Annotated in this window: 5 protein-coding genes; 1 reads left to right on the top strand and 4 read right to left on the bottom strand. The window is 50.1% G+C overall.

The window, feature by feature from the left end; all coding sequences use genetic code 11:
* Window positions 1-35: 35 nt before the first annotated feature.
* Window positions 36-242, bottom strand: coding sequence for a hypothetical protein (locus tag QUA40_RS25285; RefSeq protein WP_333130983.1), 207 nt, complete (start codon window positions 240-242; stop codon window positions 36-38).
* Window positions 243-332: 90 nt separating this feature from the next.
* On the opposite strand from QUA40_RS25285, the gene QUA40_RS25280 reads away from it, so the two are divergent.
* On the top strand, window positions 333-890 hold the full coding sequence (locus QUA40_RS25280; RefSeq protein ID WP_333130981.1) for an NUDIX hydrolase: 558 nt from the start codon (window positions 333-335) through the stop codon (window positions 888-890).
* A 99-nt stretch (window positions 891-989) separates the two neighbouring features.
* On the opposite strand, the gene QUA40_RS25275 is transcribed toward QUA40_RS25280, so the two are convergent.
* The 3 genes from QUA40_RS25275 to QUA40_RS25265 form a co-directional block, all read right to left on the bottom strand.
* Window positions 990-2,723 (bottom strand): IS1634 family transposase, encoded by a 1,734-nt coding sequence (locus QUA40_RS25275; protein WP_333130979.1) that lies wholly within the window; start codon window positions 2,721-2,723, stop codon window positions 990-992.
* Between the two features lie 188 nt (window positions 2,724-2,911).
* Complete coding sequence (locus tag QUA40_RS25270) at window positions 2,912-10,354, bottom strand: DUF4347 domain-containing protein (protein WP_333130977.1); 7,443 nt, start codon at window positions 10,352-10,354, stop codon at window positions 2,912-2,914.
* Between the two features lie 1,298 nt (window positions 10,355-11,652).
* A complete protein-coding gene (locus tag QUA40_RS25265; protein WP_333130976.1) occupies window positions 11,653-11,973 on the bottom strand; it encodes a DUF6464 family protein in 321 nt (106 codons plus the stop codon).
* Window positions 11,974-12,130 lie beyond the last annotated feature (157 nt).

The raw sequence follows: 12,130 nt of genomic DNA, 5'->3' as shown, positions 1-12,130 counted from the left end.
CATCTTTATTTGACGATTTTACTAGCTTTTTCATTTTAACTCTTTTGTGACACATTCGCAAAAGTGAGATGCACCCTAGAAGCATTTGCTGGTTCCAGTGTTGCCGGCACTGTCGCAACTGCGGCGACGACTGCTACACTCATACTCAGTGACTTGATGGCAAACAATCCCGCTGGTAGAGAATTAACAGTCAATTTTTGTAAGTCTTCCCCAAATCTGGTGAGTAATTTTTTGTATGGCATGGCGGCTAGGTAAAATTTTTGATTTGAAATAGATTATGGATGGGAAAATTTTGCCTTCGGATGACGCTGAAAGTTTAACATTATTGCGATATGAAAAATTTAACTAAATGGAAATTATTGCGATCGCGCTTCGTTCTTAACAATAAGTGGTGTCAGGTTAGACAAGATGAAATAGAATTGCCAAGCGGACAAATTATAGACGACTTTTTTGTTAATGTCCGACCCAATATCGCCCTCGTATTTGCCACGACAGAGCAGCAAGAACTGGTATTAGTGCGCCAATACAGGCACGGAGTAGGCGAAATTTTGCTGGAACTGCCTGCTGGATCTTTCAACCCTGCTGAAGAGAGCGGGAAATCGGCAGCAGCCAGAGAACTTGCCGAAGAAACGGGATATGTTGCTGAACACATTTTGGAACTAGCAACCTTATATGATAACCCTGTAAAAGACACCAATTCTATCTACCTATACGTTGCTAAAAATGTCAAGCAGACAATCAAAATACAATTAGATATTACAGAAGATATTGAAGTAGTTTTAGTCCCCCTTGCTGAAATTTGGGTGAAAATAAAAAACCGAGAAATTTGTGTAGCAGGAAGCATCGCAGCTATTTTTTTAGGATTAGAATTTTTGAATAAACAGCGGTAAGGTCTTGTGTAAACGGAACTTACCCCGCACCCTTTGAAAGTTGCATTTCAAACCCCCATCAGTGGGGCGCTCGGACTTGAGCCCGGGCCAGCTACATGACTACAAGGTCAGTGAAACCTCTAGCAAATCGAAGGCTTTCTGCTGTAAAGAACTCGGTATCGTCAGTTTGTCAAAGCTAACTGAAACACCCCCCAATTTAGGCTGCACCCGGTTTTTAGTAATCGTCGCCAAATTAGTCAGCAATGTCCGAAAACTTTGAACTGGAAAACACTCAGAATTACGTTTTGTTGAAGCTTTCCGCCTAGCCGGGGTCTGGGATTTATTCGGGACAACGACTGAAGGAGATTCCAGAGGCTCTAACGACTCTTCCTCCTCAAATAGCAGCGGCGCTAATCTCTCGCGCATATGCCATTCCACGTAATAAGCCAACAAGCATAAAAACACGTGCGCTCGCACCCGATGCGCCAAACGATGATAAATCGGGCGCACCTTCAAATCAATAGTTTTATAACAGCGAAATGCCTGTTCTACTTGAGACAAACTCTTATATGCCTTCACCGTTGAGGGGTCATCTAATATCAACTCTGAAACCGAAGTACGAATCACGTACATTCCATCTAAATTCGCTTCCGCTGCAATTTTCTCACTGTTTCGTTCGTAGCTGAAACTATTGTCGGTAATCTCCAGATTAAAATGCTTGGCTACAGAGTAGCGATTGATAATTTTCCCCACTCTCACCCCAATTTTTTCTGCCCCCACCAACCGACGATTAGAGCGAGTTGTCGCAGCAACGATTTTGTCTAATTCTTTCTCTGTTGCTTGTAGCAGTGCTTCCCTAGTAGCGGCTCTTTCTTGAGCTAAAAAAGGATTGCGACAGGCGATTAACCTCTCTCCTGGATAACCCGGGGATTGAATGGCAGCTAAATCCTTGTGGTCAAACAACGACAGTTGTATCGCCTCTTGTTCCACTAGCTCCCGAATTTGTGGCGCTCTTAATGCTGTAATCCAGTCTAAACCTTCTACCCCCTTTAATTCTTCATCAATACGCGCAGAAGTAAGGACACCCCGATCGCCCACTAACACTAACCGTTGTATCCCAAACCGATGGCGGACTTTTTCCAGTACAGGACTTAAGGTTTTAGCATCGTTGACGTTTCCTTCAAATACTTCGACAGCTATCGGGCATCCAGCGGCGTTACAAAGTAAGCCAAAAATGATTTGTAATTTCCCTCTCTTTTTGTCCCGCGAATAGCCGTATTGAGCCAGGGGACAGGTGGTTCCTTCAAAATAAGTCGAGGTGACATCGTAGAGAATTAAGCTACCTTCACACAGATGTTTGGCCGCTATTTTTTGTTCGATTTCTGCTTGTCGTTGGTCTAACCAATCCATTGCTTCATAAAGCTCGTCAGCATCAGCATCTTGAACTTTTAAGATTTCACAAAGCGTGCTGTTACAGGTATCTGTCGATAGTCCGCGTGCGGTAGCTAATTTTGAGGCGGGGTCGATAATTCGCGCCACTATCATCGCGGTTACTAGATCTCCTTGGCGACTTGCTCGATCGCTAATTAGTGATTCTAGTCCAATATTTTTGAGTGTTCCTAACACGGCAGCGACATGACCGTGAGGTAGGGAACGTTGGATCTCAAAGGCGGATTCTAAGCTAGAAATAGCGGTGCCACCTTTAAGCAAAACTCGCAGTCCTTCGATAGCCTCATCCGGCAGTTTAGAGAGGTTAGCTAGGGTGCGCTTGCGTACTTTGCCATCCTCTCGGTAAGACTGACGTAAGAGGACAGCGGGTGGGGAATTGCGGTTGGGGACTCTTTCGATGTGCATGACTACAATTCTCCCAGGCTTTGCCACCAAACAATCTTAAGAAAATCTTAAATTACATGGCTACGCAGGCGAGTCCAGCGAACCGTCTAAACCTATAGCTCGTATGGGATCGAGTTTAACGGAACTACCCCGCAGGGGGTAAGTTCCGTGTAAAGGGAACCTTACACGCTGTTTATTGCACTTGGGTCTTAACGAGAAAGACTCATAAAATCCACAGCATTCAGAGAATTATCAGCTCCAAAAACCTGAGCCAAAACCTCGCCAGTCGCCGCAACTTGTAGCAGTGTGGCATTCGCCGTAGAGTTAATTTGCAAAGCCTCAAAACTCAAGCCACCAGCCAGGACAAACTTATCAGTTCCTACGGAAAAATTGAGCACAGTATCCATACCGCTATTAGCGCTTAACACAAAGTGATCATTCCCCATACCCCCAATCAAAGTATCATCTCCGCCATCGCCAAACAGCCAGTCATCCCCAACACCCCCATTGAGAATATCATTATCTTTCCCTCCGTAGAGAGTGTCGTTACCGTCACCGCCGTTGAGGGTATCTTGACCTTCATTGCCGTATAAAAGGTCGTCACCGCTGCCACCGTTGATGCAGTCTTGCTGCCCGTTGGCACCGACGGCGCCTTGCTCGTTTTCCCCGCGATCGCCAAAAATGGTATCGTTGCCATCATCGCCGCACAAAATATCGCTGCCACCATCGCCGTAAATCAAGTCGTTGCCGGCATCTCCGTGTACCAAATCGTCATCCTTACCGCCGTGGAGAGTATCGTTACCAAAGCCGCCGTCGAGAGAATCAGAACTCTCACCGCCGTTGAGATAGTCGTTACCCTGGCCCCCAAACAGCAAATCGCGGCCGTTAACATCGCTGACTAACTGGTTTTGCAAGCCACCGTAAAGCGAATCGTCTCCCTCATCGCCGATAATCGTGTCGGAACCGAGTTCGCCCCAAATTAAGTCGTTATCTTTGCCACCGTAAACTAAGTCATTACCTTTGCCGGCAAAAATGCTGTCGTTACCGCTGCCGCCGCCGATGATATCGCCGGTGTCGTTGCCGAAAATTAAGTCGCTTTCATCCGTAGCAATTGTGCTGCTGACAGGAGTGCCGTAGTCGCCGAGAATGGTGTCAGAACCTTGATTGCCGTAAAGAGTATCCGACTCGGTTTCGCCGAAAAGGCGATCGCCCCCTTTGCCTCCAAACACCAAATCGCGGCCGTTACCGCCGAGTAAAGTATCGTCGCCTTGTTGGCCGTTGAGTAAGTCGTTGCCGTTGCCTCCGTAGAGCAAATCTCGACCGTCTGGGTCGTTATCGAGGGAGTTTCGGACGCCGCCGAACAGAGAGTCGTCTCCGCTGTCTCCGTAGAGAGTATCCGAACCCTTGTCGCTCCAAATCAGGTCGTTTTCTTTGCCACCATAGGCAATATCTGCGCCTTTACCAGCGTAAACCGTGTCGTTGCCTTGATTGCCACCAATTAAATCCTCGGAAGCACCCCCGAAAATCAGGTCGCCACTGTTACCAGTCAGGTCGATATTGTTGCCGTTGTCGCCGACTATGGTGTCGGCACCGCGATCGCCGTACAATGTGTCGGAATTGCGATCGCCAAAAATGCGATCGTTGTCTTTCCCCGAGAACACTACATCGTTGTCTTTGCCGGCGTAAACGATGTCGTTGCCCCTACCTGCTGCGATGAAGTCTCGCTGTTGGTTGGAGAAGATGATATCGCTGCCACCTTCACCTAATACTGTGTCGTCGCCCTCAAAGGAGACAAACAGTTCGTTGGCTTGGTTTCCTGTTAAGGAATCGTTTGTCCCAGTGCCGATGATCGTGTTTTGGATGTCGATGAGTTGTGCGGCGTTAGAGTCGAAGTTAAGTATTTGTGAAGGCTGGGGTGGGATAAATGTGAAGTTGGGTACTAAGGGCAGTGGTTGGCAACCGCAACTGGTATCGGGCTCGGGGACTGGGTTCAATATCGGGGCTGGTGTTGGTGTTGCTTCGGGCGCGGGAGTTGGTGTTGGTATCGCCGTCGGGGCTGGTGTTGGTGTTGGTGTTGGTTCCGGCGCGGGTGTTGGTTCCGGTGTTGGTATCGGCGCGGGTGTTTGTATGGGCGCGGGTGTTGTTATGGGCGTCGGGGCTGGTGTTGGTATTGGTGTTGGTGTTGGTTCCGGCGCGGGTGTTGTTATGGGCGTCGGGGCTGGTGTTGCTATGGGCGTCGGGGCAGGTGTTGGTTCCGGCGCAGGTGTTGGTTCCGGCGCGGGTGTCGGCGTCGGTATCGGTGCGGGTGTTGATATCGGCGCGGGTGTTGTTATGGGCGTCGGGGCTGGTGTTGGTGTCGGCGTCGGTATCGAGGCTGGTGTTGGTTCCGGCGCGGGTATTGGTTCCGGCGCGGGTGTTGTTATGGGCGTCGGGGCTGGTATTGGTATCGGCGCGGGTGTCGGTATCGGCGCGGGTGTCGGTATCGGCGCGGGTGTCGGCGTCGGTATCGATTCCTTAAGGGGAATGAGAGAGACAGTGGCCACTGCCGCACTGGTGGCGCCGAGGTTGTCTGTAGCGCTGTAGGTGAAGTTTGCCCCTATGAAATTGCCGGACGCCTGGAAGAACAACTGGGTAATTTGCTCGGCTGTAAGGGTTTGACCTGCCGTGACCTGCACTCCCTGGCTGGGGTCGCCCAAGAACAGCGTGCCTTCATTGGCTGGTGGGATTGTGTTTACGGTAAAAGAAACCACCGTCCCGTCTGGGTCGGTTCCTCCGAGTCCGGGGATGTTAACGGTTGTTTCCACCAACAAAGCGACGCTGGAGTTGTTCGCGACGGGTGGCTCGTCGGTGGGAGGTAATAGTGCTAGCAGGGAGGCTGTAGCCGGGGCGGGACTAAGGGCGCCGCGGCGGTCTGTGGCGCTGTAGGTAAAGTTGGTGGCTGCGAATTCGCTGGTTGCTTGGAAGAATAGCTGGCTGATTTGAGTTGTGCTCAGTCTTTGGCCTGCCGTGACCTGGATTCCCTGGCTGGGGTCGCCCAAGAACAGGACCCCTTGATTTGCCGCCGGCAGGGTGTTGATAGTGAAGAATTCGATCGAGTCGTCGGGGTCTTTGGCCGTCAGCCCTGTGAGGTTGACGGTGCTGTTTGGTGCCAGGGTCTTGCTGAAGTTTGTGGGTACCGGCGGGTAGTTGAACGCTAGCGACAGCAAAGAAACTGTAGCGGCAGGACTGCTCCCACCGAGATTGTCCTTGCTGCTGTAGGTAAAATTAGCTCCTGTGAAATTGCCGGCCGACTGGAAGAATAACTGCGTCCTTTGCTCGGCTGTCAGGGTTTGACCTGCCGTGACGGCGACTCCCCCCGTTGCGGGGTCGCCCAAGAACAGGACGCCTTGATTTGCCGGCGGCAGGGTGCTGATGGTGAATGTAACCACTGTGCCGTCTGAGTCTCTGCCTCCAAGCCCGCTAATTTGGACAACGCTGTTGGGCGCTAGCGCAGCGTTGCTGCTGTAGGCTGATGGAGGTTGGTTGGGTGTGGGCTGCGCGCTGATGGCGGTGGTGACAGTCGCTCTGGACTCGGAACCGTTGTTATTGCTGGGTTGGGGGTCAAAAGTGGTCGATCGACTCCCGGAAGTATTGCTAATGGCGCCTGTCGCTGGAACGACTACTGTTACTTCGCGGTTGATGTTGCTGCCGCTAGTCAAACTGGGAATTGTTGGGAAGGTGACAATCCCTGTCACTGGGTCGTAAGTGCCGTTATCGGATGCGCTGACTCCCGTTAAACCGGGAATGATGCTGTGTGTAATCACTACGTTTTCAGCAGCATTCGGCCCATTGTTCGTAGTAGTTATAGTATAAGTCACGGAACTACCAGCAGGAGCAGATGTGAGACCGCTCTGGGACGTAACCAGGTCGGCACGGGCTGCATCGATCGAGGTAATGACTCGACCCCCCGCCTGACCGGGCACAGCGACTGTAGAGCCGTTGTTGTTTGTTAAGTCGGGGTCTGGAGTGTCCGATCGGCTTAATACAATATTGGTGATGCTCGTCAGGGTAGGCGGCGGTACAAAGCTGATGGTGCGACTCTGGTTGGTGCCGCTAGCTAAAGTCGCGATCGCTGGGAAATTGATCGTCCCTATGGCTGGATTATAGGTTCCGCCATCGGACACGGTGACATTAGTTAAGCCGGGAATCAGGCTGTCGGTGATGACTACGTTGGTCGCGGGACTCGGCCCGTTGTTGGTAGTAGTAATTGTATAAAGGAGCGTGTCGCCTGCGTTGATGTTGGCAGGAGCGGTTTTTTGGGTGACAACATCGGCCACAGAATCGATCGAGGTAATGACTCGACCCCCTGCCTGACCGGGCACTGCGACTGTCGAGCCGTTGTTGTTTGTTAAGTCGGGGTCTGGAGTGTCCGATCGACTTAATACAATATTGGTGATGCTCGTCAGGGTAGGCGGCGGTACAAAGCTGATGGTGCGACTCTGGTTGGTGCCGCTAGCTAAAGTCGCGATCGCTGGGAAATCGATCGCCCCTGTGGCAGGATTGTAGGTTCCGCCATCGGACACGGTGACTCCTGTTAAGCCGGGAATCAGGCTGTCGGTGATGACTACGTTGGTCGCAGGACTCGGCCCGTTGTTCGTAGTAGTAATTGTATAAAGGAGCGTGTCGCCCGCGTTGATACTGGCCGGAGCCGTTTTTTGGGTGACAACATCGGCCACAGCATCGATCGAGGTAATGACGGTGGCGTTGGGGTTTGTACCGTTGTTGTTAGCCGGAGTGGAGTCGGGAGTGATGGAGGTACTTCTTGCCGTGTTGCTGATGGAAGTTAGGGTGGGCGGTACTGTGAAGCCGATCGTCCGGCTGACTGTTTCCGCGTTGGCAATTGCCACGGGCTCGAAGGTGACAATGCCTGTCACTGGATCGTAAACGCCGCCGTTAGATGTTGTGACTCCAGTTAACCCGGGAACTATGCTGTCAGTGATGGTTACAGCTTCTGCAGGACTCGGGCCTAAGTTGACTGTGGCGATCGTATAGCTGACCGAGCTATCGGCACTAGCACTCGTAGAGCCGGTTTTCGTGGTAACAAGATCCGCGTTGGGCGCAATACTTGTCGTCACCGTAGAGTTAGTGGGGGTGCCGTCTTTGTTGGTTGTCGAGCCGTTGTTGTTAGTGACGATCGGGTCGAAAGTCGCCGTGCTGCTCCGGGCCGTGTTGCTGATGGCGGTACGGGTGGCTGGGGCAATGAAACTGATGGTGCGGGTCGCAGTAGCCGAATTTGCCAGCGCTGTCAGTGCTGGGAAGGTGACAATGCCCGAAACTGGGTCGTAAGTGCCGCCGTCCGATACGCTGACTCCTGTTAAACCCGGAATAATGCTGTCAGTGATGGTCACGTTGGCAGCAGGGTCTGGCCCGGTATTAGTCGTGGTCAGCGTGTAGGCGACGCTTGACCCGGCCGAGGTAGTCACAGGGCCACTTTTGGTAGTTACTAAATCCGCGAGTGTATCAACAACTGTGGTAGAGACTACACCAGGCGCCTCGATTTGCCCTGGCGGGAGTAAACCGCTGTTGTTGCTGAGGTCGGGGTCGAAAGTCGAGCTACTGCTGAATGCAACGTTGGCAAAACTGCTACCGCTGGTTAAACCGGGCGGCAGATTAATTGTCAGGGTGTAAGTGAGAGTCTCGCCGGCATTGAGAACGGGAATTAACGGCCAGGTGACAGACTTCGTTTGGTTGACGTAAGTGCCGTTGTTGGAGGCACTGAGAACCGGCGGCAATCCGCCCGGAAGCAGCAGTTCTAAAGGTATTTCGTCTTGAATCAGGACATTCGTAGCAGGCGCTGGCCCCTTATTTACAGTAGTAATTGTGTAGGTAATGCTGCCTTCGGACTTGACGAACTGCGGGCCGGTCTTGATAGTGGCAACCTCAGCGGCGATGCTGGGAAGATTGATAGTTTCAACTACCAGGTTTTGAAGTTGGTGAATGTTGTTGGCGCCTCCTGTGGAACTGCCAAAACCAAATTTGAAAATTGGCGGTACTGCGCCGTTTTCGGTGGCCAAGTTGGGGATGTCGATCAATGTAGTTTCGTAGATGTCGTCGAAATTTTCATCGAAGGCTACGGTGAGGCGAGAGGGTTCCACCGGAGCGTTAGATGGATTCAGCGTAATTTGAACGGATCTTTTGGCTAAATTGCGATCGCTCGTGAACGTATTGCTGAAGTTAAAACTTCTGCCTGGTTCAGGGCCACTAAAGTCAATGCTCGTAGGAATGTTATCGATGCCGAAGGGAACGATCGCATTTGTTAAAAGCGGATAATCGTCTGCTTCCTTACCTCTAAGCGTTACTGAATCAGGTCTGAAAGAACCAATAGAGGAGCCGGGAATCGGAGGCGGCTCCGGGCCTGAGCGCCCTTCTGTGGATGTTGAAAAATTGCCAAACTCGTCAAGTCCAATGCCTAAATAACCTCCTTTAATACCGGGTACACCCGTTCGTGGAGCGTAGGCCAGAGAACCGCCATAACCCCCAGTCCTTGTTGGGCTGGCAGTGCCGTCAATCAAGAAGAAACCCAGGCCATCCCCTGGCTGAGGGCTAATAGAGGGGCCCTGAGCAATATATTGCTGGGTTGAACCGTAAGAATAAAAATCAAACTGGACTCTGAGACCGTCGGTGGAAGGAATGGGGTTGTTGTAGATGACAAAGGCTTCCCTGTTAACTGCTGCTGGAGTTAATCGCAGAGCGCCTTCGCCGGGACTTGAACCCCCCAAAGCCGGAAGTACGCCGGATACTGTGCCTCCGGTAATGCCGGGGATAAGTTGAGCGGCTGCTGGAACCCCGCTGCTGGGATTGAACAGTGCCCCGTTGTTTCCCCCGTAAATCCAAGGCCCCCTAACTGTGGAGTTTTTGAAAGTTTCGTTAACTAATGTGCCGAGTGTGTAAGTGTAGGCTTCGAGCACTTCTTTTTCAATAGCGATACTCGCCCTTATTTCCCCGATCGCAAATTTTAATTCCCAATCGCCGCCGAGTGCCGCACTCCCCGTCAAGCCGTCGTTCGCTGCAATATCTGCACCAGTAATTTCGTTCAGCCGTCGCACGAAGCCTTTGCCGCTTTTCCCCGCTGCGACGCTGCACCCAAATAACAAGATATCTCCTCTCTCGCTGAGGGCTTTTCCCCACTGCTGCAACAAATGGCTGTAGGTTTCTAAGTTGTCGTTGCAGAGTTCGATCGCTCCAATTTGCACCCCCGCTTCTCGACCGTGAGAAACTATCTGAAGGCTATCTAAATCGCTGTAATTAGCCAAAATTTTAGTAATTTGCTCGACTCCATCCCGCGTCGAGTCCACTACAAATACCTCTGTCCCGGCTGTTGCTCCTTTTGCTAAGCTGTCGTATTGCTCTACTCTGGCATCGATGAACAGTACATTTTTTACAGTCCGGGCGCCCACCGACGCGGTTGCTCGTAAAATTTCTCTGTGGGGATGCCTAATTCCCCTGTCGCCACGGAGTTTCTGGGATAGGAAACACTCCTCTGTTTTTACTGATTTTATTTGTTTTTTCTGATAATAAGTAGCTGTAGTTCGGGAGTTTCCGCTCGCAATCCTTGCGGTGGAGTCACATATTTGTGGGGTGATAAAAATTGGTTTGTTGCAGATGCTTTGCATGGTCAAATTGGCTCAAGGATTGTAGATGATGTACCCATTTATAGATGATCGTTATCACCTATTGAAAAGTTTTAATTGGCGAGTAAGAGGGTCTGCTGCTTGACTTGGATCAAGAGCAAAAAGCGAATTTTTCTCAGCACAAAGCTGTACTACCTTGATAGCTGATAGCATAGCAAAAAGCGCCGACAGAAGCACTGAGGATTTGGAGTTTAAATCCCAATAATCTATCTGGTGATATTTTGCCTTCGACTTTCTTTGGTGTTAGCGAGTGTATCTGTTACACGCAAATCTCTTACATGGTGCAGTAAATAATAACAGCAGTTCTCAAAAATTTACTTTATGAGGCTTTCTGTAGATCGTCTAATGCACTCACTTTATTTGCAGAGAAAATTCACTATTTCGAGACGTATAAACCTGGTTTGAGGGACGAAAAGACTTCTTTGCAGCCCTCGCTCTCGGTAAACAACTCGGTTTCTTTGGTTTTGGTGTGCAAGCCCTGTTCACAATAGCAACCAGACATTAATTAGGGAGTTATAGCCGTGACATAATTATGGTGGGCGTGCCCGAAGTGTTATTCAACTGAGATCTTGTACCATTCTCAATAACCCTTCTATGGGGGAGTTCTCCTGCCCAGCCATAAGAAAATTCACTTGTTGTGGAACAGGCCGGAAAGCCGATTCTTGAGAATGGTGCAACATATGAGATCCAATTGAAATCGGCATACCCTGTATCGACGAAGCATCTTAAAAATTCATGACTTGGAGTCTGGAGATAGCAATCTAGGTTTGAGACTGTTTCGCTACGATCGCAAAAACAGATTAGTGCCGCCCACAACTAACTTCTCAAACTGTCAACTTAGAGTCTTCGAGTGGATTTCTGTTTAAACTAAATCCTCGGGAGAATCGTTCGTGCAGAATTTTTCATGATGTTTTGGAGAAACTGATTTGGAGATTGGCTCCTCAGCTAATTACGATTTTTTTTGGCTAGTTTTCTTAACTGCAAGAGTTACGCCCAGGAGACTAGAAACCCAATTTATTCATAGATTTCTCGCCGCCCAACCGAAATTTATCATCTAAACTTCGTTTCTGATCGTAAGTCCTCAACTAGAAAAACACCGAACGCAATTCCCCTGTTATGGCAAGTGTAACCAAGCAATAATGCTCGATTAGGTTTTAATTGCTGAGTTTGGCCGTGGGTTGTCCAAAACAAGCTTCAACAATAACCCTTATACGTAAGTACATCTTAAATCATTGATTATTTCATCCGCAAATAGGCATAGATACAAGCACCAATATAAGCTATATCTTTTCACCGCGAGCGTCAAGAGTTCTGGCTTGGTAGTACCGACAATCTTGACAGGGCCCAGAAGGATTGACAGCGCAGCGAATGTAATTAGAGCGGGCGTTATACTCACAAGTGATATCGCCGATCAAATAACCGAGGCTTTGTATGTAAGTGCGATCGGCAGTTGGTAGTTGAGTTCGCATGGGTCTATTCGCTACCGCAAGCCTGGCTGCTGCAATTCTGTCGCGGGCTTGGCTCTCGGCAGAGCGCATCACCCACAAAGACAGCAGTGAGGGAGCTAAGCCTATGAAAATAATCAGGAGAGCGGTTAACACTTTTTTAAAGCCCGCAGGTGGGAATATTTTTTTTAATTTAGGCGATCGGCAACAGAAAATCCTCCCCGAAAAGACGGTTTTAAATAGGGCTTGCTGAATAATCGATCGCAAACTATGAATAGGAGCGACCGATATATTCAAACTCAACTAAAGATAA

Source organism: Microcoleus sp. Pol11C3, from assembly GCF_036701485.1.
GTDB lineage: Bacteria > Cyanobacteriota > Cyanobacteriia > Cyanobacteriales > Microcoleaceae > Microcoleus.
This window is presented reverse-complemented; position numbering and strand designations above follow the sequence as displayed.